Source organism: Fonticella tunisiensis (genome assembly GCF_004364155.1).
In the GTDB taxonomy this organism is placed as follows: domain Bacteria; phylum Bacillota; class Clostridia; order Clostridiales; family Caloramatoraceae; genus Fonticella; species Fonticella tunisiensis.
In genome coordinates this window covers 75224-99259 of the sequence record NZ_SOAZ01000002.1, presented here as the reverse complement: position 1 = coordinate 99259, position 24036 = coordinate 75224, and the positions used below count along the sequence as shown (strand labels likewise).

Genomic DNA, 24036 nt, shown 5'->3' with positions numbered 1-24036 from the left:
TTATTAGGATTGTATGTCTCAAAACAAGCTACCACACCAATTAAACCAAGGAAGAAGAGATACCGAACACAAATAAACGGTATCTCTGCATTTGTCTTTGCTTTTACTTTCATGCAACATTTCGATCTTTTAAAATGTATTTTTCAATAGCGTAGGCAACTCCATTTTCATCATTGGTTAAAGTAACAATATCACTATGTTTTTTCACTTCTTCTTCGGCATTTCCCATTGCGATGGATAACCCAGCTACTTTAAACATCGGAATGTCATTTTTTTCATCCCCGATAGCAACCGTATCTTCTAATGGAATATTAAAATAGCGCGCCATTACTTTTAGACCGTTCCCTTTGTTTCCATTAATGTGAGTGACTTCAAGATTAAAAGGAGTAGAACCGGTAACATTGATTTCTTCAATGGATTCCAAATGCAGCTGCAAACGTTTTTTCTGCTCTGGGTCAAACCCCAAAATAAGAAATTTTTGTATCATGAATTCTTTATTATTGATTACTTCCTCAATTTGGTCAAAAAACGCATGTCCGTATTCTTCAGGAGGTGTAGTGAACATTTTGTAGTGTTCATTTTCGTAGTATTCATCTGGTACACGTCCTGATGACAGAACTCTTTCTAATCGTTCCCTCCAATTTCTAGGGGCAAAAACTCCTTTGTTGGTAGAGATATTATATGGCACAAATTCCTTTTCAAGCTCTAAGGCAATTTTTTGATTTTGAGATGGAGTCAAAGAGGTTAACTCTAACAATTTTCCATCAGCAAGCACAGCCGTTCCGTTATTGGCGCCAAGCGGGCACTCTAAGCCGTATTTAGCCAATAGGGCATTAATCGATTTCGGTGAACGTCCAGATAATACCATAACGATATGTCCTTGTTGTTGAGCTTTTTTAATTGCTCGGATGTTTTCTTCACTAATTTCTTTTTTTGAATTTAGTGTAGTACCGTCTAAATCAAGTGCAATTAGTTTCAAAAACATTTCCCTCCTTTGCAAAAAATAGATAATAACAATAGGTATATTTACGGAATATAAGCCTTTTCATACAATGTTTAATAATTTGTCACTTCGAACTATGGCATTTTAAAATAGTTACTCAACAATCAAAAAACTAATCCACCGATCTTCTTAGTGTTTTTTCTTTTTCAACTACTGCCTGTTCATATCTTGCAATTTTATAATCCAGGCGTTCCAGCGTTTTCTTCATATCTTCCATTCTTTTTATGAGCTGCTCACGCTGCTCGATTAAGAGTTCTTTTCTTGCCTCAATGGTTTCATCACCCTGTTGAAACAGCGCAACATACTCAATCAATACTTCAATCGGAAGACCTGCACTTCGCATACATTTGATAAATTCAATCCACCTGCAGTCTTCTTCCGTAAAATCCCTGATTCCGCTTTTATTGCGGTTCACACGAGGAATTAGTCCGATGCGTTCGTAATAGCGGATTGTATCCTGCGAAAGACCAAATTTTTCACTTACTTCTGCAATCGTCATACGTTTTCACCTCCTGATACCCGATATTATAGCGCTTGGAGTTAACTTCAAGTCAAGATTTTTTAAATAGTAGCACGAATTATGCTACTATTTAAAAATATTATGTGCATTCGTCTTTTCAGGGTTCTACAGCAAGCTGTTTGATGCGCTTAAAATACCTTCCTGGCAAACAAAGAATAAGTTATGAAGGAGCATTACAGAGCTCTTTCAAGAATCTTTTGGCTTATATCCAATGTTAGATCCCCAGTTTCTGAGAGTGAAGTCATACCATGAACCTTTAGCTGTTCAATAATTGCAGGTATTTTATCTGCTCCGACGCCATAAGGCTTTCAAAGAATTCTCTGGTTTTCTGGATTGCCAAGTCTATCTTTTCGTCTTCGCTACCGCCAACTACAAGTAAAAAATCAACATTCTCTTTCCGTACAATTTCTGCAGCTTTCATCAATGTTTCGTAACGGAGTTTGGCTCAATACCACAATGTCACTCCTCTTTCAATGTTGAGATTTAGATTAAACACTTCTGCAACATTTGAAATTATTACCCGTTATCTGCCCGCTCTTTTTGCGTAGTCAGAACCTGCCGGATAGCGATCTCCAGAAATCTTGATCTTCGAGAGGGCGTCGTTCAAATCACTTAGTTCCTCGTAAGTCAACTCAACGTCCACTGCGCCAAGATTTTCTTCCAGACGCTCCAATTTGCGCGTGCCGGGAATCGGAACAATCCATGGCTTCTGGGCAAGCACCCACGCCAGTGCAATTTGAGCTGGTGGTGCGTTTTTATTTGCTGCAACCTTCTTTATCAGTTCGACCAAAACCTGATTTGCTTCGAGATTCTCCAGTTTGAAGCGGGGTACCACTGTTTCCTAATTTACGTTTTTCCAATTTTATTTTCCCTTTCGTTTATGGTATCAAATAGAGTTTTTTTAGCCAGTTTGCAACATCTTTGTCTGCTCTTTCAGCACTGCCGCCTCGAATCGCTAAACCAGGCAGCACCTTTGAATTCGGACAAAGTTTCTTGATATCGCGTTCACTACTTCCCATTCCACTACCTTCATGTGTGCAAAATGGAATAATGATCTTTCCTGAAAAATCATAGGACTCTAAAAACGTAAATACCGCCATTGGCATTGTTCCCCACCAATTCGGATACCCGAGATAAATCACATCATAAGAATCCATATCGTCTACTGTCTCTGTAAGCTCAGGTCTGACATTTTTTCTCTTTTCTTCCTGTGCTACATTTGTTGTTTCCGTATAATCTTCTGGATAAGATTTTACTGTTTTGATTTGGAACATGTCGCTTCCTGTTAATTCCTGTATTTTCTTTGCTATTACTTCTGTGTTACCAATTGGCAGGTATACAATACTACCGCCCACATAATTATTTCCTTTGCGTGAAAAATAAGCGATAAGGCTCTTTGAATTTGCCATTTTCTATCCCTTCCCAATCAAACATATTTTTTATTCTACCTATTAAATATCAAAGACCAAGTTCTTCCGCGTACTCCAGAGTATGGATGCCGTTTTTTGATTCCATTCGCTCTATCAAATCATGTCCATCGTGATTTGTTTCCAAGACTATTTATTACAGCGCCGGCTGCTTCCGCCATAGACTCTAGAAACGCCTCCTGCTGGGTTTCGAAGCAGAGCTTAAAATCACTAATTTTACCGGTGACCCCTGCTGTATGAATCCACATTTTTCTACCAGACGACGCAATACCAATTGACATGTTTTATATTGCGCCGCCAAAACCAGCCATGGCATGTCCTTTTTGGTGTCCATAATTAAAGTATACATGCTGTAGTTAACTCCAAATCAATATCCATTTAAGGCTATAGAATATTTAAAAATTTACGAAGGTTTCACCTTCTAATCCTTATACGGAATTTCTGTTAATAAGTTCAAGAATAGCCCTTATATGTTCTTTTGCAGATTTCCCCCAGGAAAAATTTTTAACCCTTAAAAATCCCTTTTGAATAAGAGTATCTTTGAGATTTTCATCCTCAATAACCCTTTCAATCCCCTCTGCAATACATTCTAAATCATATAGATTTACATAAAAGCTTGCATCACTGCAGATCTCAAGCAAAGAGGATAAATTGGAGACCACTGTAGGACAGCCACATGCCATTACACAATAACAGTCTCTCTAACTATCTTCCAAAAGATATAATTGACAAATCTCTCAGGAAAATACCTCCTCTTTTGAATAACGCGAAGAACTATTAGCGAAGCCCTTTGTTTTTCAACAAATGTTTCACAAAAAAAACAAACACTAACAAGGAAAATATAACCGAAACAGCACTAATTATAAATAATATCTGGTAGCTTGCGTATTTTGCAATCCAACCAAATATAATTGAACCCAATCCGATGCCAAGATCAGTAGCAGTTGAAAAGGAGGCACTGGCTACTCCCCGACGATCTAGAGGAACGAGACGTAATATCGTCGCTTGGAGAACTGGTTGTGCAGAACCAAAACCAATACCGTACAGAATCGCTGAAACAAGCATACCGAACAATCCCGTTGATAGACTCAGAACAATCAGAGCTAAAATAGAAATCAAAAGAGCAGGTATAACCACAAACGTCTCACCATACTGATCTGAAAGTTTTCCTCCAATGGGACGGCTTAAGAAAAGTGTTGCAGAATAAACCAGAAAAAATAAACCGGAATTGACCTTAAGCAAGTCAGCGAACAGTGGAACAAAAGTGGTAATACTGGCATAGGAGATAAACAGAAGTAAGACCGATATCGCAACAAACAAGACAGATTTATCAAAAAATTCGATTCTCTTTACATCCGGTTGTGGTTGGAAAGGCATTTTCACACCAAACGGTAATAGTAATGCTGTGATAGAAAGAGCTACAGCAAATAGAAACAGAGCATGATATGAAAGGTTCTGTACAATCCAGACACCCAACATTGGACTAATAGCCATAGCCAAGGTCATGGCTGTACCATACCATCCCATACCCTCCCCATAGCGAGCTTTGGGAACTATGTCTGCAATTACTGTACCAATAGCAGTTGTAGAAATAGCCCAACTTACTCCATGAAATATTCTAAGCCATATCAAATCAGTAATTCCGTTCACCGAATTATACATATACATTGTTAAAGTGAAGAAAGATAGCCCCAGTATAATAAATGATCGCCTGCCAAACCTATCCAGAAGTCCCCCGATAACTGGTCGGAAAACAACTGCAGACAACATAAAGATACCCATAGAGAGACCCACATGGGTTTCATTACCACCTATTTGCTTTATAAACAGTGGTAAAGTTGGGTAAAGCATATAAAATGCGGTAAACAGAAAAAATGTTCCCAGGATCATGAGAATAAAAGACCTTGTCCATAGACGCTCCATATTTCGTATCTCCTCCAAATAAATTATATCTATTCTGGTATTACTTCATTTAAACATCTTAGTGCATTTAATGTTCCGGGGTATCCTACATACGGCAATAACTGTGTAATTGTACTAAGCAATATTTCTTTATCGTTGCCAACATTTAAATTGCCTTGTATATGTCCTTTTAACTGCGGCTCACATCCACCCAAAGATAAAATCATAGAAAAAGTTAAAAATTCTCTTGTCTTTATATCCAGTCCTTTTCTGGTGTAGTAATCACCAAAACAATTTGCAGATAAATATTTTTGAATATGAATTGATTTGCCGGTGATTCCTTATACATATTATCAATCCTTTGCCCGAATATTGATTTTTATATTTCCAATCCTTTTTGATATCGTGTTTCCGGTGAAGTTGTAGATTGACCTTCTTATGGCAGTTTTATTCCTCTGCTTTCCAATATCTCATTTGTGGCATGTATAAAATCAAGTGCTTTTGCAATTCCAAAGCAAAATTGTCAAAAACTTCTACAAGTTCCGGATCTGTTACTTCTAATGTTGATTTATGATTTGGAAACAATTTTTCAAGATTTTTATTTGCTGTTTCACTTATACGCATAAATTAACACTCCTTTTTAATTCTTTAAATAGATTAGCCAAAGGCCGCCGTGGTCTAATTTTTTTGTGTCTTTCAGCCGAAAGGAAGCCGGCGCCTTATCGCCGCTTTGATATTTGCCCGTTTGAAAGAGCGGAATCGCCTTTTCCGACGGCTCGGCTGTCGGCACTACCACAAGGCTGATTTCATCAATCAGACCGTCCTGTAAAAAGGATCCGTTGACAATGCCGCCGCCCTCCAGCAGCAGTGTTTGAATGCCGAATAGTTTTTTGAGTTTTTGGACGGCAAGGGGAAGGTTCAGCTCGGTTTTTCCGGCAAACAGGTAAGAAACGCCTTTATTCCGCAAATGCGCCAGAAAGGCGTCTGGGACACTTTCTGTCAGCACCTCTATGATATGCGCACCGTCGTAGCCTTCGTCCGTGTCAGAAATCGCACGATTGCTCCACCAGAGCTTTCCCTTCGGATCTATTGCAACCGCATAAAACGCCGCTTTCTCTGCGATATAATCCTCCCGCGCAATGGGCGGGCCGTCATAATCATTAGAAGGAACGGACGGCTGGGGAAAACTGCCCTCCATCGTCACCCTGCCGCAGAGAAAACCATCCGCACCGTACTCCCTATGTATTCTGTAGTAGTCCTCAATGAATTTACTGTATTCACTTTTTTTTAAAAAATCTCCAGTGACTTTTCCGTCCAACGATGTCACCATGTGGCATATTATGTACGGTCTGTCCATAGGCACACCTCCTGATTATCTTCTTTGGTCATTGTTTACAGCCATTCGACTGGATCTGCTTTCGGATTTGCTTCTATTATCAACTAAACAAGCTTAGACACTTTCAAAAGTTTTGGCAACTTCTTTGAGCAAATCGGAAATAGGCAGATGCTGCGGACACTGTCTTTCGCATTGTCTGCATTTAATGCATTCAGAAGCCTTCCCGCAGGTTTGCGCATAATCGTTGTAATATACGCCTTGTATTGAAAAGGCTGTATTGATGGCTTACTTTTCAGCACTATACAAAGCAAAATACTTTGGAATTGGAATATTCATAGGGCATCCATCAACGCAATAAGCACAGGCAGTACATGGCATGGCAATGGAGTCATTAATTATATCAACAGCCTTTTAACAATTCCAAATTCTTCTTCTGTCATGGGTCTAAAATCATACATATAGCTGATATTGTCAAGAAGCTGCTTTATATTGCTCATACCACTCAGCACAACCATGATGCCGTCATGACTTGCAGCAAAGCGTATTGCCCAAGAAGCAACTGACATAATTGGAGCGTAATCTTAAGTGTACCTCCTTTTACAGGTTCCATTACAATGATGTCTTTATTATGTTTTCTTGCTACCTCATAACATTTTCGAGATTGGATGCTTTTATTATCCCAATCCAAATAATTAATCTGAAGCTGTACCACATCAACCTCGGGATGTTCAGTTAATATTTTATCAAGCAAATCAGCATTGTCATGATAAGAAAAGCCGATTTTTCGGATTCTACCTTCTTTTTTCTTGTTTTGAATAAATTCAAAACTGTCAAGCTTCTGTGCTATCTCATAATGAGATACTCCAAGATTATGAATCAGATAATAATCAAAATACTCAACGCCGCATTTTTCAAGCTGTTCATTAAAAATACGCTCCATATCTTGTTTTGTTTTTAGAAACATTGTCGGCATTTTTGTTGTCAAAGTAAAACTGTCGCGAGAGTGCCTTTTTACAAGAGCCTCTCTGGCTGCTATTTCACTTTTGAAATTATGGTACATATATGCTGTATCAAAATAAGTAAATCCATTCTCAATAAAAGTATCCACCATATCTTTCATTTCTTCCATATTGATGCTTGCCTGATCGTTATTGTCTAATAGTGGCAGACGCATCAATCCAAAGCCTAATTTTTTCATAATGTGTTATTCTCTCCTTTTTTTTAAGGCTTTAAATATATCTTCAATTATTTTTAAAGTTTGACTGGTAGCCGTACATTGCTGAAGTGCCGAGAACTCTCACTTTTCCTGCCTTGACAAGACTGTCAAGTGCCTCCATCGTTTCTGATTAGGGCAAGTATTTTTAGGTTTTAAAAAAAACATTATCATACTAAGGATGAGCATTCACTCTGCTGACATAATTACAGACATTCCATCAGGATTTCATAAATTTCGTCACGACTCAGTTCACGAGGATTACATTTAATGATATTGCAGGTATCAGCTACTTGGCGCAGCACCTCCGATGTAATCTCCACTTTAGATTTCAGTTGCCCCATTTTGGTGGGCAGTCCACACTCCCTGATAAAGTCGGCCAAAGCGTCAATACCTGCCTTAGCATTATCAACATTAAACACGATCTTTGCAAACCGTGTAAACTTTTCCTCCGCATCTTTCACGATATGTCGATAGTAAGCAGGGTGAATAACAGCCAGCCCCTGACCATGGTTGCAATCGGTAAAAGCTCCAAGCTGATGCTCGATCTGATGTACCTGAAAGTCTGTAAAACGTCCAACCTTAAGGATGCCGTTTTCTGCCATAGCAGAATCCCACATCAGATTGCCACGGGCCTGCATATCATTGATGTCTGTAAGCAGGCGACGCATATTGACTACCGTATTCCGCATAATCGCCAATGCTACATCATCGGACACATTGTCCATGTCAGAGCGTCCAAAATAGGTTTCCATGGCATGGCTCAGCGTATCAAAAGCGCCAGAAAACACCTGCATAGGTGGCACGGACTTGGTATATTCCGGGTCGAGGATTGCAAAGCGGGGTGGAGCAGAAAACAGTCCGGTTTTGATTTTCTTTTCTTCGTTGGTAATTACTGCACCGCCATTCATTTCTGCACCGGTACCGGAGGCAGTAACAATCGCTCCCATAGGAATCGGCTGGACGGAGGGAAGCTGGTGTCGTTCCATCTCCATTTCCCATAAGTCCTCGTCCATCATTGCCTGCGCTGCAATAATCTTGCAGCAGTCAATGACCGAGCCACCTCCAACAGCCAGAATAAAATCAATCTTTTCTTTTTTTGCCAATGCAGCACCTTCCTGTACCTTTGTGTAAGTTGGATTTGGCATGATGCCGGAAAATTCTGTCACGTTTTTTCCAGCATCTTTTAAGATGTCTATCAGTTCTTCATAAATGCCGTTTTTCTTAATAGAACCGCCGCCATAGGCAAGCATGACATTTCCTCCATATGTGGAAAGTGCCTTTGCCAGATATTCTTTTGCAGCGTCTTTGCCAAAATAAACCTTTGTTGCGTATTCAAAAATAAAATTTTCCATTGATAATAACCTCCATCATTTAATCTTCCTATTAAATACCAAACTCACTTTTGTCCATTTAGATTATTATTATGTCATGACCACATTCATTTCTCTTTTACATTTTTCTATTTAATAAAATTGGTAGCAATTCGCTGCTCTTTTTGCGGTAAGCCGAATTTTTCTTTTCCTAACGAAATGCACTTGATTAAAAATGCCATATTTCTACCCAATGTGCGCATTGTTTGCATTCCCTCCTCATCCTTCATCACATCATCTGGCGTATATCCATGAACACTGTTCCAATATTGACTTGAAGTAATTGGCATGCCTGAAATTGTAAAATATTTATTGATTTCATCAAAGGTTGCTGAGCATCCGCCTCTCCTTGCCGATACAACCGCCGCTCCTACCTTCATGGTTTTATCAAACGGTACACTATAAAAAAGACGATCTAAAAAAGATATAAGTGTTCCATTTGCCGAGGCATAATATACAGGCGATCCAATTACAATGCCATCCGCTTGCTCGAACTTAGAAGCCACTTCATTTACTACATCATTAAACACGCATTTGCCTATAGTTTTGCATTTGCGACATCCGATGCATCCTCTGATGTCCTTATTTCCCACATGAACAATTTCTGTTTCAATTCCTTGTTCTGCCAAAGTTTTTGCTACTTCACTCAAAGCCGTATATGTACATCCTTTATTGTTTGGACTTCCATTAATTAATAATACTTTCACATTATTTCCTCCTAATCCTAATTAATCTTTTTCGCTATAGCCTTTGTGTTTCCCGTGCATGAAAAATAAGCGATCAATATCTTTTTTTCTTTATCAGTCTTTATTGATTTATAAAATAAGAAACTTTGTGATTTATTGTCAATATTTTTAGTTTCGTTTTATAATTACTCCATTTTATTTATCAAATACTACTGTAAGAAAGCGATCTATAGCGAGAACCCATCCCCCACGATACACAAAACCATGTGACCATCTTTCCAGCGCATGGGATTTTATTGTAACGCCCGCTTTCTTAAGGAGTAATCAGTCTTGTAAATGAGAGTGAGGCTAACATCCAAGTTTCGTTTTGTTTCACATACACTTCTGTGACAACAAAAGGATTGGTAACCTCATTACCGCCAACGACGGCTACTAAACGAATTTTACTCAAAAGGATCGCTGTTGTCTCTCCAATAAACGGTACTGATACTTCTTGAATGTCCACATCTTTGTAATGAATTCTGCCGCTTCGAATGACATCGAGTTCCTCTTCCTTGGACATGGTTGCGCCCATATGAACAAAAACAGCTTTTTCGTGGAAGAGAGAGCTCAAGGAATCTACTTTACATTCTGACATCCAGTGCCATTTTTCATTAGAAAGAGAAATTAATTCTTGTTCAAATTTTTCGTTGTTCATAACTATCTATCTCCTTTGCAAATTATTATATTGGTGAAATTTAACGCGTAAAAGTAACTCAAAATCAAGGGATTTGTATGTATATTCGATGATGTGCATGGATATAGATACCATGCCAATTTTTTCATAAGCGTATACTCCTTATTCTGTCATATGTTTTTCCCAAAATTTTATAGCATCATTTATCCAGCCTTCTGCGACTATTCCTTCCCCAAGCCCAAATCCATGTGAAAGTCCCTGAAAGACCTCTATTTCCGCATCGGTTCCATTTGCCTTAATCCTGTTGATTCTGTCTTCCATCGTTTTGTAAGATGCAATTCCGTCATTCGTTCCCACGCATGCAAATGTCGGGGGTTCCTTTCCCGTTACTTCCGACAAACCAGTATACTGCATAATGACAGCCGCAGGACGCGGATATCTCTTTTCTCCAAAGCTCTCAGTGCCGTAACTTCCAAGCCATGCTGCCATACGTGCTCCGGCAGATCCGCCCCATAGAGAATAGTCTTTCATGTCTATTCCGAGTTCGTCGGCGTTCTCATACAGGAAAGCAATTGCCCTTGCGAGGTCCTCACAGGCAGTCTGCGCACCTGGACGATAAATTAAGGCAAATGCGTTATACCCCTTTTTGCTGAGTTCAAGAGCATGTGGAAAACTGTCCTGCATCGCGCCGACAAATACAAATCCCCCGCCTGCATTGATAATTGCTGTTTTTGCGCCTTTATTGCCGCGGAAAAAGAACAGCCCTGTATCCTCTTTGGTAGGGTCTTGCGCTTTTTCTTCATCAGAATAAATGTCATAGAAAATTGTATCTCCTGATTCGGCACGTTTTTTCAAGTAATTAACGATTTCCACTGTTTTATTCGGGCTAATGTTGCTATACCATGTCAGGTAAAGTTTTCCAAGAGTATCCCCACTGTAGTATCTATTATCTATCGGAAAGAGAAGCCTTCCAAAATTTCCGAAAGCTGGATCCTTAATCACATCTTCAATTCTTGTATCTGCAGTGAAAGCTTTATAGGATTGATCATTTCCCAAGACTGACTGAACCCCTTTCTGCTTCTCCTGTGTCTCCTCCTCACCGCTCCAGAATGCTTTCATCCCGTTATAGGTGTATTCCATCGCAGCGGTTCCGTCATGTGAATATCCATTTTTGACACGAAACGCAAAATTACCATCAGCTCTATCATCGATATCGATGAAATAAGGGGACGTTCTCATAAGATCCGTTCTGGCTTTATCGTAGCTGTACGCAAAGTCATTAGTTCCTGTCATCACAAAGACGAAATAATCATTCGGATCATGTCCTTCAGCTGCGGCAAAGATCTCTTTGTCATCCAGAGTTGTTCCGCAGCTCATCGGCAGGAAATAGTGGAAGTAATCAAGTCCGTATTGGAATGTCCGCCAGGTTGCGACCGATCCCATGGAAAACCCGCCGAATCCACGGTGATCATGGGAAGCAATCAGATCTTCTGCAGATGTACTGGTAGCATAGGTGCTGTACGTTCCTTCCACTGCAGGAATCAAATCATTTAATAACTCGTTATGATAGTTCCTCGTCAGCTGCATTGCCAGAGAAAAGCTGGCGGAATCCAATCCATTCTCGTTTGTGTCGTTATAAGTCGGACATACTATGATCAGCGGTTTAATCTCGCCTGCAGCAATTGCATTGTCAATGACGTTTTTAAAGGAGGATGGTTTAGCCGGAGTTCCGAGCATCGTGGTTTCATCGCCCCAACCGCCATGCATCAGATAGAACACATCATATTTTTGATTCTTACTATAGCCATAGGGGAGATATACAACCGCATGTTTTTTAAGTGGTCTTGATTTTTTATCATAAGAAAAGGATTCATATGTATCGTAATATAAATTCGTTAATGTTCCTGGCTGCTCTGATGCTTTAAAATACCGATCAGGAATTTTTTCGATCGCTTTCGGAATCATGACATTCTGCTTTGTTTTCTGGGCATTTTTATCTTGTGTTTTTGTTATTACCGTATTTTCCGTTGCCACTTCACCCAAAGATTTTTTTGTAATGCTGCAGGCAGCAAGCAGTAACACCATGAGCATAACCAACCCTGTAATTACGATTTTTCTCATTTTCTCTCCTTCCTTCATTAATATACAGTTGAAAGGGCTCTTTTAAAGATCCTTTCAACTGTACCAGTTAATAGCTTATCTCTTTAATGAACAAATCCATTTTACGACTTCAGGGTCCCTGTGTGAAAAGAATGCACTTTCTTTCGAATGGTTTGCGATGTCATGCACCGTATTGCTGATTTTTAAATGAGGTATCGACAATAGCACCTTTGTCAGCACAACCTTTAAAAAAAGAAGTGAAAAACACAATAAGCCTATTAGGAAATTTAATTTCATTATAGAAACCTCAATAACATGTATCGCAAAACATGGCAGAATTCCCATCTTTGCTGAAGCTGGCAGTCAATATCAGCTTTTTGTATTATTTCCTTTTACTCATGTTCTCATTATTTCCATTGAGTCGGGTACCTCCGAATACCTCAGACATGGGAATGGTATCCAACGCGTCATCCAAAGCCCTAACCTCTGCGTCTGTCAGTTCTATATCAGCAGCGATTGCGTTTTCTTTCAGGCGCTCAGCCTTACGGGTACCAGGAATCGGAACAATCCACGGCTTTTTACACAACATCCACGCCAACGAAATCTGAACAGGCGTAGCATCTTTTTTTTCTGCCATCCGGTTTAATAGTTCTATCAGTTCCTGATTTTTCTCAATGGCTTCATCAGTAAACTGCGGCATTTTGCTGCGATAATCATATTTCTCATCAAATTCAATTCCTTTTCTATATTTACCGCTTAGGAACCCGTTTGCCAACGGAGAAAAAGCAACAAATCCAATACCCAGTTCCTCCAATACAGGGAACAAAGGCTCATAGTGCCGGGCCATCATTGAATACCGGTTTTGTACCGCCGTCACCGGACATACTGCGTGAGCGCGGCGAATATATTCCTCATTGGCCTCCGAAATTCCCCAATGCTTGATCTTGCCCTCGCGGATTAAGTCGGACATCACACCAGCCACTTCTTCGGCGGGAATTTTCGGGTCGATTCGGTGCTGGTAATACAGGTCAATGCAGTCGATCTTGAGCCGTTTCAAAGAACCCTCCACTGAAGCGCGGATGCACTCAGGGCGGGAATCCGGGATAATAGGATAAGGTACTTCACGACTGTTAGTATCAAACCGGATACCGAATTTTGTCGCGATGACCACCTGATCCCGGTAAGGTTTCAGTGCTTCCCCCACCAGCATTTCATTGTGGTGCGGGTTATCCAGTGTTCCGTAAATCTCGGCTGTATCAAAGAATGTATAACCTATCTCCACCGCCTGCTGGATCAGACGGATTGCTTCATTTTTCTCGATTGGCGCTCCATAAGCATGAGATAATCCCATGCATCCTAATCCGACAGTGGAAACTTCCAGTCAACTTTTACCTAAAAATCTTTTTCTCATACGTAGACCTCCAATACCATTAATTATCTCTTTAATGAACAAATCCATTTTACGATTTCTGGATCCCTATGTGAAAAGAAAGCACTTTCTTTTTTATCCAGTTCTGCAATTTTATCCATGTCTTCTGAAGAAAGTTCAAAATCAAATATGTTGAAATTTTCAATAATCCTTTCTCTGTGTACTGATTTTGGAATTGCAACAACTCCCCTCTGCACAAGCCAACGCAATATAATTTGAGCAACCGATCTACCGTGCTTTTGGGCCAGCGACATCAGCACTTCATTTTGAAACATGTTGTTTCTGCCCTCAGCAAAAGGTCCCCAGGATTCTATTTGAACCTTGTATTCTTCCATTATTTTTTGAGTGTCAATTTGTTGACAGAATGGATGCGTTTCTACCTGATTAACCGCAGGAGGTATTTCATTATTGAGGATTAAATCAACAAGCCTGTCTGGGTAAAAGTTGCTTACTCCAATTGCTCTGACTTTCCCCTCTCGATACAGCTCCTCCATAGCACGCCATGAACCATACACATCGCCAAACGGCTGATGAATCAAATAAAGATCGAGATAATCAAGCTGAAGATTCTTAAGCGATTTTTCAAAGGCTTTTTTGGTTTTTTCATAACCGGCATCCTGAACCCAAAGTTTCGTTGTAATAAAAAGTTCTTCTCTTGGAACACCGCTCCTTTTTATTGCTCTTCCTACGGCTTCTTCATTGCCGTATGATGCAGCGGTATCGATAAGACGATACCCTGTTTCAATTGCATCATAAACACAACGTTCACACTCATTAGCATCATTTATTTGATAAACACCGAATCCTAAGATAGGCATCTCCACACCATTATTTAAAACTACCTTTTGCATAAAAACACTCTCCTTTAATATATATTTATAGTTATATAGTTAAAGCGCACCAACTATTTTGTGGGGAACATACAGTTCCTCAAGGTAGGCAATATCATCATCCGTAAGTTTTACATTGAGAGCCCCTACAGCGTCGTCTAAATATTTTGCCTTTGTTACACCGATAATTGGCGCTGTAACTCCCTTAGCAAAATGCCATGCAAGAGAAATCTGCGTCATTGTAACACCATACTTCTTGGCAAGTTCATTTACACGAAGTACAATACCATAATCTGTCTCTTGTGTACTGTCATACTTTGAAACTGCAGTTTTATCTGTCTGGCTTCGTTTCGTATCAGCCTTCCATTCAAGACGTGAAAGCCTTCCTGCAGCAAGTGGGCTGTACGGAGTAAGTGCAACATTCATCTGCTTGCAGATTGGAATAAGTTCTCGTTCATCCTCACGGTAAAGCAGATTATAGTGATTCTGCATTGAGACAAACTTTGTCCAACCGTTCTTCTCGGCAGCAAGCTGCATATTGTAAAACTGGTAGCCATACATTGCCGAAGCGCCGAGAGCTCTCACTTTTCCTGCCTTGACAAGACTGTCAAGTGCCTCCATCGTTTCCTCTATCGGTGTGTCGTAATCGAAGCGATGAATAATGTAAAGATCAACGTAATCTGTACCAAGTCGTTTTAGTGAGCCGTCAATCTCACGCAGTATCGCTTTTTTTGAAAGTTTGCCTTCGTTAAAATAAACTTTAGTCGCTATAACTACTTTATCACGAGCTACATTGTTCTTTATCGCACGGCCGAGATATTCTTCACTTGTGCCGCCAGAATATACATTTGCAGTGTCAAAGAAATTTATGCCAAGATCAAGAGCATGCTTGATTATTGCTTCACTATCTTCAGCGTTTAGTGTCCATGCATGAAAATTACTTGACGTGTCACCAAAGCTCATGCAGCCCATGCAAATGCGAGAAACAAGAATATCAGAATTTCCCAGTTTTGAATATTCCATTTCACTTCCTCCTCTTAAAATTATTTATGAATTTTTGCAGCCATTTCTCAATCTCAGGCTGAGCTGAATACACATTGCTCCCCTTAACAGCAAGACCTTTTTCAAGCCTTGCAGACGGACAAGTCTTTCTTATGTCACTTTCGCTGTGTCCTAAACCACTTCCTTCATGTGTACAGACCGGAAGAATGGTCTTTTCTGTAAAGTCATATTTCTCAAGAAATGTAAATACAGGCATTGGCATAGTTCCCCACCAATTGGGATAGCATAATATGATAATTTCATAGTCGTCAATATTATCAAGATATTCTGAAAGCTTAGGCCTTGCATTATCACGCAATTCCTGCTGGGCAACTTTTGTAGCTTCTGTATAATCATCAGGATATTTTTTTACCGTGTTAATGCGGAACAATTCACAGCCGGTTATCATCTGAATCCTTTTTGCAGCTACTTCTGTATTCCCAACCGGCAAATTCACAATACAGCCACTTACATAATTGTCTCCTTCTCTTGAAAAATATGGTATTAATTTTTTTAAGCCATTAAATCTATTTATTTCCTCTCACTTCACTTCAAATCAACACTTTAAACATATAATTGTGCGCGTTAATATAATAATAGCCCTTTGAGTTAACTCTAAGTCAAGAGGTTTTCACTTTATCTAAAAATTTCGAAGTAGTTTGTTATATTCTTCATCGGTAACCGGTTCACACCATTCAGTGTTTGCTCCTTCCGTCGGAACTGTTAATGACAGATGTGCAAACCCTTCATCCTTGACAGCGCCGTGCCAATGCTTAATCTCCGGTGGTATATATACTACATCACCGCTTTTTAATGGCCGTGCATCTTTCCCAGCTTCTTGATACCAGCCATGCCCCCCAACACAGATCAGTATCTGACCACAGCCATGATGTATATGCCAATTGTTTCGGCATCCCGGTTCAAAGGTAACATTATGAATATTTACTTCTTTATCATTTAAGAGGCTTAAATAGCTCTTTCCAGTAAAATATTGTGCAAATGTCACATTTTCCTCACCTAATGGAAAATCAGATATCTTTTCTAATTCATTTCTATCCATAATAAAATTCACTCCATTCAAATTTTTTTGATTATTCAACATATATCTCTTTTGCCAATGAAAATGCTGCCCATGCATTTGGCCATCCTGCATAGAATGCCAGATGCGTGATTATTTCTGCCATTTCCTCAGCACTAACACCGTTATTTTTTGCATTGGCAATATGATGTTTTAGAGAATTGTCAAATATACCTTTTGATATGAGGGCAGTCACAGTGATAATACTTCGATCTCTTAATGACAATTTGTCTTCTCTAGACCAAACCTCTCCAAAAAGAATATCATCGTTTAATTCAGCAAATTTTGGTGCAAATGATCCCAGGGCATCTCTGCCTGCTGTTTGTTTTTTCATCGCTTATCATCCTTTCCGTAAATTCTAAATTGCTTTCCCCATTTTATATGCTTCGCTCAATAATTTCTTATTATATTGAATATCGCCGGTATCTGTTACCCCTACACCGGATGACACCCGATAGTTTTGCCTTATCAAAGCATGCAATCCATCCCTGCAATCCTTTTACGGCAGCATCTTAAATGAAACCAACAGGATTACTCCTGGTTGGTCTCAATTTTCTTGATAATTTTAGCAGGCACGCCGCCTACAATAACATTTGCAGGTACATCCCTTGTCACAACTGCACCGGCAGCAATAACAGCACCATCACCAATGGTCACACCTGGAACAACAGTGGCATTTGACCCAATCCAAACGTTTTTGCCAATTACGATAGGTGCAGGATGCATAGTGCTGCGTTTTTTCGGATTCAACTCGTGATTAAGGGTAGCCAACACTACATTGTGCCCAATAAGGGTACCATCGCCAATTGTAATGCCGCCCTGGTCCTGAAAACGACATCCCGAATTAATAAAGACATTCTTGCCAACAGAAATATTTTTCCCGCAATCCGTATAAAAAGGAGGGAACATGGAGAATGTTTCATCCACAGGCTTTCCGATTAATCTGGAAAACAATTCCCTAATTTCTTCCGGAGTATGATATTGCCCGTTAAGTTCAGCCGTTAACTTTAGCGCTTCCTGTGCGACAATATACATCATCTGATGTATTTCAGAACCTCCCTCAATTGTTTCACCTCGGTTCAAATAATCTAAGAATTCATGAATGTCCATCTGTATCCTCCTTATCGATAAGACTTTCTTAGTACCTCAACAACATCCTCATGTGTCATTTCACATGGATTTGCTACAAACAGACCGCCCATGGTTTCACGAGCATTGGTCGCAATTTTATCAAATTCATCCGGTGTGATACCATAATCGCTCATTTTAAGTTCTGCCACACCACAAGCTTTTTGCAAGTCCACAAGCGCTGTGATGAAATCCTCCGGCTTATCGGCATCTTTGATTCCCATTGCCTTTGCCATCGCTATAAATTTCTCATCACAAGCATGCTTTTCAATAAAAAATTCATAGAACGCTTTTGAAATCATAATAAGTCCTGCCCCGTGAGGTAAATCTTGATGATATGCACTCATCGCATGCTCAATGGAATGCTCAGCAGTAGTAACGCTGACAGTCATAACTATACCAGAAATGGTATTGGCAAATGCCATGTGTTCTCTTGCTTCCATATCGCTGCCATCTTTTACCGCACGTGGAAGATATTTAGCTGTATTTTCAATTGCAGTCAGCGCATACATATCGCTCATAAGGCTTGCAAATTTTGAAATATAGCTTTCTGTAGCATGGAAAAGTGTATCGAAGCCCTGATAAGCGGTAAATTTAGGTGGTACTGTCTTCATCAGTTCAGGGTCGATTATTGATATTACCGGGAATAAACGATCATCACCACCGAAACCGATTTTTTCATTTGTTTCATCATTTGTGATAACACCCCATTGGTCTGCTTCCGAACCGGTTCCTGCTGTTGTAGTAATGCAAACTACCGGAAGCGGATCATTTATAAGCGCTTTACCTTTGCCAGTGCCGCCGCTTATATAATCCCAAAGGTCACCATCGTTGGTCGCCATTGCCGCCATTGCTTTGGAAGCGTCCATTACGCTGCCGCCGCCGAGAGCAACAATAAAGTCGCAGCCATTTTCACGAGCAAATGCGCCTCCCTCCATAACAGTAGACTTAAGCGGATTTGCCTGTACTTTATCAAATACAACAAATTCCGCACCTGCCATCCTTAGTTGTTCCTTTGTACGGTCAAGCGAACCATTTTCTTTAACAGATTTTCCGTTTGAAATAACTATCATTGCCTTTTTGCCGGGAAGCTTCTGCTCGTGCAGTTCGTTAAGCCTTCCGCAGCCGAAAATAAATCTTGTTGGCACATACATATTAAATCCCATTTTTAATTCCTCCTATGGATTTTCATTTCAATTGTTGACACATATACTTATGTTTGGTAACATTATGATAAACCTTAGAGTTAACTCTAAGTCAAGAGGTCTTAAAAGTTGTTTTTCATTTTTAGATGAACTTTTTTGGACTTATGTCAATATAGTAGACAGAAAAACTCGAATTTTTTATGCTGATTTCCTGGCTCTATCCTCACATTGCCGAGGAGTAATATACCCTATGCTACTACGGATTCTTTTTCTATGGATATATGTAATATCAGTAACCCATTTTTCATTGATTGTAGTTGTGGAAAAGTCTCTTTTTTCCTCCTTAAGCATAGCCATTTCTCGCTTCAATGCTTTAAATCTTTCATAGTTACAGCTTCACCATCATCAACAATTACAGGCCTGGAGCTCTTAATCCAGCCATTGATAGTAGATTTTGAAACGCCATATTCGCTGCTTAACTCTGTTAGACTCTTTCCAAATCATCGTCATAGGGTTCAATTTTAATTCTTCAATCGCAATATTTTTGAAACTCATTTTTTCTGCCTCATAGAATGTTTTTATTACTTAATCTTCCAGATGTTTAATAAAGGGCTTTTTAAACAGGATTTTCCAACCTATAAAGCTAATCGTGCCTACTATTAAGTATGCTCCGCCAAGAAACTGAATTTTGAATCCTGATACAAGAGGCATAATAAACATACCAATACTTCCAAAAACCATCTGTGTCGAGCTAATCAGCGAGACGGCAGAGCCTGTGTCGCCTTCAATTTGTTCCAACATAAGGCTCATTCTTGGCGGTCCAATAACATTTGCGAACAAGGATGCCGGTATCAGCAACAAGCAAAAGATTATTGGACCTTGTGTCCCTATTGTCATGACAGAGAGACCGCTTAGCGAAATGACCAGATATCCCATCGATATAATGGTTCGATAGCTAAAAATACGATTTAATCTCAGGTAAACTAAAGGTCCAAGCAACAAAAATATGGCATTAGCCGCATAGAAATAGCTATAGACCTTCTCATTAACACCAAATCCTTCAATATAAATAAAGGATGAAGATATAATAAAGCCCAGAAATGGAATTTGTAAGATGGCAAATAACAATAGCAAGGAGGTAAAACTTTTATTTTTCGCCACAGTTCCCAGACGCGCAACTGTTTTGAAGACATTAATCTCCGATTTATGGTTCAAGGTTTCCTGTAACATTAAACCAAAAATAAGGCTAATGACACCAACTGCAGTAAAAACGACAAAAACGCCACGCCAAGACATAAAACTCAATACAAACGCACCAATGACCGGTGAAATAACCGGAGAGATTGTAGACATCGTTTGAACAATGGCTAAAGTTCTTACTCTTTCTTTACCATCAAAGGCATCTTTAATCATTGCAGTCGATACAGCGGTTGCTGCACCACAGCCAATGGATTGCAAGATACGGTATGCAATCAGCAGCTGAACATTTTGTGCAAATATGCACAAAATGCTGGCACCGGTATAAAAAATCATACCAATCATCAGTATGGGTTTTCTACCATATTTGTCGCTTAGCGGCCCCCAAAACAAGATTCCGACAGCATAAAAGATGAAAAACATAACCAAGCTTAGATTGACCCTACTTACTGTTGTATTAAAGTATTGAACCATCTGTGGCAGTGCTGGTAGATAGGCATCTGTTGAAAGCGGTACAAAGGCACCTAAAAATGCTATAAAAACAATAAACCCTTTTTTACCAAGATACTTCTGTTTTAAATGACTTCCGTCATGTTGCTGAATTGTTTGTTCCATCGTGTACACCTCCTTTAAATTCGTTCTATAACTGCAGAATTAGCTCATTGCAATTCATGGATTATTCAATTTACAATGCAATCATACAATACCGTTAGTGTTACGAAAAGTACACACATTTTTGTTAGCGGGATCTTTTTTCAATTCATTCCGATACCTCCACTACAATCTTTCCGTTCACTTTCCCGTTATCCAGATCCACACAAGCTTTTGCAATGTCGGCAAACGAATACACCTCTCCCATACAGGGGATTAAATTGTGCATATCTAAAAAGGAGAAAATGTCATTCATGGTTTCCTGCGTGGGCGAGTTGCTGTAAAATCCCGTGAGATATACGCTGTTTGGGATAAACTTGATGGGATCAAAGCCATTCAATGCATAGACGCCACCGAGAATCCCCGTATTACAGACAATTCCGCCCTTTTCCACACAGCGCAGGGTATCATGAAGGGTCTTAGGTCCTACCAATTCCAGCACCTTTGTCACGCCGGACAATGTGCCTTCCAATTTACCTGTGTCCAAAATGGCTTCATCTGCCTCTTTCAGCAGGGGCAGCTTGCTTTCCCGATGAGTTGTGGCAATCACCCGACAACCCAGCGCCTTTGCAAGCTGAATCGCCGCATAGCCTAAAGCACAGGTTCCTCCTCTAACAAGAAGCTTATCTTCTGGTTTAAGCTGCAAGCAATCGAATAACGATCCCCATGCGGTATAATAAGTTTCGGGTACTGCTCCAAGCTGAACCCATGGCAAGTTTGTTTCAACCGCAAACACGTGATGTGACGGTAATAAAGCATATTCAGCGTAACTTCCATTAAAGCTGCGGCCCATGCCTCCCATCAGAGCAACTACCTTTTGTCCCACAGCAAAGCCGCTGTCTGACGCATCTGCGATTTCTCCGACACATTCAATGCCAGGAATAATGGGTTTTTTGATATAATCCTCCTGAATTTCCGACAATCGCAAAATTTTTTCGGAATGGTTCAGACCAAATGCCTTTATCTTAACCAGCACCCAGCCAGGTTTTACTTTAGGTACAGGATATTCTGTCAATTCTATATTGGCCGCTTCAGTAATGCCGGACAATACAACGGCTTTCATTGTTTTTGGAATCATGCTCCTTTAACCTCCTTCCAACATTGGGGATCAGCCTCGTAAAAATCCCTGGTTGTACCATAAGCAACGGCGGGGCATCCCCGGCACCAAGCCAGCAATTCACATTTGGAACATTTTTTAAATTTAGTATAGTCACGGTAGGATTCCATACAATCGCTTACCCACACATCGGCAATTCGATCTTCAAACACATTACCCACCTTGCTTTCAAAGCGACGGCATGCATATAAATCACCGGTAGGCAAAATGGTCAAATGGCAGTTGCCACAGTTACATCCGCCGTAGATCATACCCTCCTGTGTATTCTCCGGGATTTTAAAAATGCCTTTTTCGTATTCATAGAGCGTCCATAGATGGTCTTTTCGATTGAAGTATGTCTGGCAACCTTCTTCTTTATATTTTTGAAACTTTTGATAACACACGTCCAGCAGTTTCCGATATTCCTGTGGTGTTATGCCTATGTCCTTTTCCTCGCTGGTCGGGCAGTACCGTGCAAAAGCAAACACATCCACCTTATGTGCCACAACGATGTCAATAATATCCGGGATTTCCTTAATGTTTTTTCCAGATACCGTAGTCATGATGACTGAGCGGATACCGGCCTTTTTAATGCAGTCAATTTTTTCAAGGGTGCAATCAAATGAGCCGGGTTTACGGAACCAGTCATTGGTTTCCCGCATCCCATCAAGGGAGAGCTGGTATTTCTGGCATCCATATTCTTTCAACCTTTTGCATACCTCGTCATTCAGATGGAATGGGTTACCGAGGATAGTAAAAGGGATACGCCTTCCTTTCAGAAGGTCAAGCAGCCGCCAGAAATCGGGATGCAGGATTGGATCGCCGCCGGTAATATAAAAATAGGGCAGCCGGTCGTACATTTCACACATATCACAGCAGTTGTCCACTACGTCCACCATCTGCTCCCAGTTCATAGAGTCCAGATATTTTCCATTATCTTCCGAAAAGATATAACAATGTTTGCATCGCTGATCGCACTCGTCAGTGATGTGCCACTGAAAAGCAAAATATTATTTCATCATTGATTACCTCTCTTTATATGAAAACTGGCAATTGCCGGAATGATTTTAAAAGTCCCCGGCAAGACCAGCTATGCCGGGGATGTGTTGGCGTGTTGACTGGATTATTTGTTGTCACCAGCGCCGCAGGCAGAACCGCAGGCGGCAGGTTTTTCTTCCGGCTTGTCAGCAGTGCCGCAAGCAGCAGGAGCATCATCGGCAGCACCACAGGCAGCGGGAGCTTCAGCAGGCTTATCGGATGCTCCACAGGCAGAACCACAAGCAGAAGACGCCTCTTTTTTGTTCCATCCAAATAGATTAGAAAGTGCCATAGTGTTTTACCTCCATTTTTGGATTTTACGAACTTTTTGTTCGTCCGCAATTATTATTTTAGCTTCTGCTCTATTTAAAGAAAAGTACGCACAAATCTATTACTTAGTTACCTTTTTATAACCAACTTGTCTTAATCGTTATCTTATATTATAATTTGAATGTAACATTCAAATCTGAACTTATGAAGGAGATGATGCGTGCGATGCTAACAAAAGAAGAATTGCCTGAATGTCCTGTAGCGACCACGGTTCAGTTGATAGGCAGCAAGTGGAAACTGTTGATCTTGCGAAATTTGCTTCAGCGCCCTTGGCGCTTTAACGAACTGCGAAAAAACATCCCAGGTATCAGTCAAAAGGTACTGACGGATAGCTTGAGGTCTATGGAAGCAGATGGAATTATTATCCGCACTGTGTATCCAGAAGTACCGCCCCGCGTAGAGTACGCCTTAAGTGAATTAGGCGAAAGTATGCGTCCAATTATCAAGGCAATGGAAATATGGGGAGTAGAGTATCAGAAAATTGTAAAAAGCCAAATTTAAAGCTGGGCTTTAATATAAAAAGTGGAATAAAAGTATGCAAGTTCCCATAGACATGTTCCCGCGAACACATCAAGCCATTTCAATTTCCGTATTTTCCGTCAACACAACCCTGCCCACCGAAAGGCCTACTCGAACGGCTGTGGATGTGTTTCCTCGAACAATCACACAGATAAAAAACAGGGCTTTCCTGTGCCTGTGCCGCCAAAAAACACATTTTCGGCGGGCGGCAAATTACCGGAAAACCCTGTATTTAAGCTATTTTTCAGGCTTTTATTTATTTTTTACATTTTGCATCAACACCACGCACTCCACGTGTGTTTTGATAGAAAAATGATA

Annotated in this window: 27 protein-coding genes and 2 pseudogenes; 1 reads left to right on the top strand and 28 read right to left on the bottom strand. The window is 40.2% G+C overall.

Translation table 11 applies throughout. The features are described 5' to 3' along the window. Positions 1-109: 109 nt before the first annotated feature. The 28 genes and pseudogenes from EDD71_RS01625 to acgA all read right to left on the bottom strand — a co-directional run bounded on the left by EDD71_RS01625 (position 110) and on the right by acgA (position 23161). On the bottom strand, positions 110-979 hold the full coding sequence (locus EDD71_RS01625) for a Cof-type HAD-IIB family hydrolase (protein WP_166636285.1): 870 nt from the start codon (positions 977-979) through the stop codon (positions 110-112). A 136-nt stretch (positions 980-1115) separates the two neighbouring features. Further along, entirely contained in the window at positions 1116-1502 is a 387-nt protein-coding gene (locus tag EDD71_RS01620; RefSeq protein ID WP_133626989.1) for a MerR family transcriptional regulator, read from the bottom strand. A 277-nt stretch (positions 1503-1779) separates the two neighbouring features. After that, on the bottom strand, positions 1780-1944 hold the full coding sequence (locus EDD71_RS15490) for a hypothetical protein (protein ID WP_207669254.1): 165 nt from the start codon (positions 1942-1944) through the stop codon (positions 1780-1782). Positions 1945-2046: 102 nt separating this feature from the next. Continuing rightward, complete coding sequence (locus EDD71_RS01610) at positions 2047-2358, bottom strand: aldo/keto reductase (RefSeq protein ID WP_423244795.1); 312 nt, start codon at positions 2356-2358, stop codon at positions 2047-2049. 43 nt (positions 2359-2401) lie between these two features. Continuing rightward, positions 2402-2932 carry a flavodoxin gene (locus EDD71_RS01605; RefSeq protein WP_133626988.1) on the bottom strand — a complete coding sequence of 177 codons (531 nt, stop codon included), beginning with the start codon at positions 2930-2932 and terminating at the stop codon, positions 2402-2404. Positions 2933-3051: 119 nt separating this feature from the next. After that, a complete protein-coding gene (locus tag EDD71_RS15135; protein ID WP_166636284.1) occupies positions 3052-3198 on the bottom strand; it encodes a hypothetical protein in 147 nt (48 codons plus the stop codon). A gap of 180 nt (positions 3199-3378) precedes the next feature. After that, positions 3379-3591 carry a hypothetical protein gene (locus EDD71_RS01600; protein WP_133626987.1) on the bottom strand — a complete coding sequence of 71 codons (213 nt, stop codon included), beginning with the start codon at positions 3589-3591 and terminating at the stop codon, positions 3379-3381. 136 nt (positions 3592-3727) lie between these two features. Next, on the bottom strand, positions 3728-4873 hold the full coding sequence (locus EDD71_RS01595; protein ID WP_133626986.1) for an MFS transporter: 1146 nt from the start codon (positions 4871-4873) through the stop codon (positions 3728-3730). 29 nt (positions 4874-4902) lie between these two features. Beyond that, entirely contained in the window at positions 4903-5109 is a 207-nt protein-coding gene (locus EDD71_RS15660) for a carboxymuconolactone decarboxylase family protein (RefSeq protein ID WP_243116373.1), read from the bottom strand. A 190-nt stretch (positions 5110-5299) separates the two neighbouring features. Next, positions 5300-5476: a hypothetical protein gene (locus EDD71_RS15655; RefSeq protein WP_243116364.1), complete on the bottom strand. Its 177-nt coding sequence runs from the start codon at positions 5474-5476 to the stop codon at positions 5300-5302. A 16-nt stretch (positions 5477-5492) separates the two neighbouring features. Further along, a complete protein-coding gene (locus EDD71_RS01585; protein WP_133626985.1) occupies positions 5493-6209 on the bottom strand; it encodes a RibD family protein in 717 nt (238 codons plus the stop codon). Between the two features lie 93 nt (positions 6210-6302). After that, a pseudogene (locus EDD71_RS01580) lies at positions 6303-7386 on the bottom strand (aldo/keto reductase). A 221-nt stretch (positions 7387-7607) separates the two neighbouring features. Continuing rightward, positions 7608-8756, bottom strand: coding sequence for an iron-containing alcohol dehydrogenase (locus EDD71_RS01575; protein ID WP_133626984.1), 1149 nt, complete (start codon positions 8754-8756; stop codon positions 7608-7610). Between the two features lie 107 nt (positions 8757-8863). Further along, complete coding sequence (locus EDD71_RS01570; RefSeq protein WP_133626983.1) at positions 8864-9481, bottom strand: flavodoxin family protein; 618 nt, start codon at positions 9479-9481, stop codon at positions 8864-8866. Positions 9482-9773: 292 nt separating this feature from the next. After that, entirely contained in the window at positions 9774-10157 is a 384-nt protein-coding gene (locus tag EDD71_RS01565) for a nuclear transport factor 2 family protein (RefSeq protein ID WP_133626982.1), read from the bottom strand. Positions 10158-10298: 141 nt separating this feature from the next. Beyond that, the gene (locus EDD71_RS15990) at positions 10299-12257 is read right to left on the bottom strand and encodes an alpha/beta hydrolase-fold protein (protein ID WP_133626981.1); all 1959 of its coding nucleotides are present in this window, start codon (positions 12255-12257) and stop codon (positions 10299-10301) included. 361 nt (positions 12258-12618) lie between these two features. Beyond that, on the bottom strand, positions 12619-13617 hold the full coding sequence (locus EDD71_RS01550; RefSeq protein ID WP_279232993.1) for an aldo/keto reductase: 999 nt from the start codon (positions 13615-13617) through the stop codon (positions 12619-12621). A 53-nt stretch (positions 13618-13670) separates the two neighbouring features. Continuing rightward, a complete protein-coding gene (locus EDD71_RS01545) occupies positions 13671-14516 on the bottom strand; it encodes an aldo/keto reductase (protein ID WP_133626978.1) in 846 nt (281 codons plus the stop codon). Positions 14517-14555: 39 nt separating this feature from the next. Beyond that, positions 14556-15518 carry an aldo/keto reductase gene (locus tag EDD71_RS01540; protein WP_133626977.1) on the bottom strand — a complete coding sequence of 321 codons (963 nt, stop codon included), beginning with the start codon at positions 15516-15518 and terminating at the stop codon, positions 14556-14558. 1 nt (position 15519) lies between these two features. After that, the gene (locus tag EDD71_RS01535) at positions 15520-15993 is read right to left on the bottom strand and encodes a flavodoxin (protein WP_243116363.1); all 474 of its coding nucleotides are present in this window, start codon (positions 15991-15993) and stop codon (positions 15520-15522) included. Between the two features lie 183 nt (positions 15994-16176). Beyond that, positions 16177-16596, bottom strand: a complete 420-nt coding sequence (locus tag EDD71_RS01530; RefSeq protein ID WP_133626975.1) for a cupin domain-containing protein — start codon at positions 16594-16596, stop codon at positions 16177-16179. 31 nt (positions 16597-16627) lie between these two features. Further along, positions 16628-16948 (bottom strand): carboxymuconolactone decarboxylase family protein, encoded by a 321-nt coding sequence (locus EDD71_RS01525; protein WP_133626974.1) that lies wholly within the window; start codon positions 16946-16948, stop codon positions 16628-16630. 197 nt (positions 16949-17145) lie between these two features. Then, positions 17146-17724, bottom strand: coding sequence for a sugar O-acetyltransferase (locus EDD71_RS01520; protein ID WP_133626973.1), 579 nt, complete (start codon positions 17722-17724; stop codon positions 17146-17148). 11 nt (positions 17725-17735) lie between these two features. Continuing rightward, the gene (locus tag EDD71_RS01515; RefSeq protein WP_133626972.1) at positions 17736-18908 is read right to left on the bottom strand and encodes an iron-containing alcohol dehydrogenase; all 1173 of its coding nucleotides are present in this window, start codon (positions 18906-18908) and stop codon (positions 17736-17738) included. Between the two features lie 564 nt (positions 18909-19472). Continuing rightward, positions 19473-20699: a multidrug effflux MFS transporter gene (locus EDD71_RS01510; RefSeq protein ID WP_133626971.1), complete on the bottom strand. Its 1227-nt coding sequence runs from the start codon at positions 20697-20699 to the stop codon at positions 19473-19475. Positions 20700-20844: 145 nt separating this feature from the next. Then, on the bottom strand, positions 20845-21813 hold the full coding sequence (locus EDD71_RS01505) for a zinc-binding dehydrogenase (RefSeq protein ID WP_243116362.1): 969 nt from the start codon (positions 21811-21813) through the stop codon (positions 20845-20847). Continuing rightward, positions 21810-22829: pseudogene (gene acgM, locus EDD71_RS01500) on the bottom strand (radical SAM/SPASM domain protein, ACGX system); the annotation flags it as partial. The pseudogene acgM and the gene EDD71_RS01505, both read right to left, overlap by 4 nt. Positions 22830-22954: 125 nt before the next feature. Next, a complete protein-coding gene (gene acgA / locus EDD71_RS01495; protein WP_133626970.1) occupies positions 22955-23161 on the bottom strand; it encodes an ACGX-repeat peptide in 207 nt (68 codons plus the stop codon). Positions 23162-23364: 203 nt separating this feature from the next. Between acgA and EDD71_RS01490 the strand changes: the two genes are divergently transcribed. Next, entirely contained in the window at positions 23365-23700 is a 336-nt protein-coding gene (locus EDD71_RS01490; RefSeq protein ID WP_133627127.1) for a winged helix-turn-helix transcriptional regulator, read from the top strand. Positions 23701-24036: the final 336 nt, after the last annotated feature.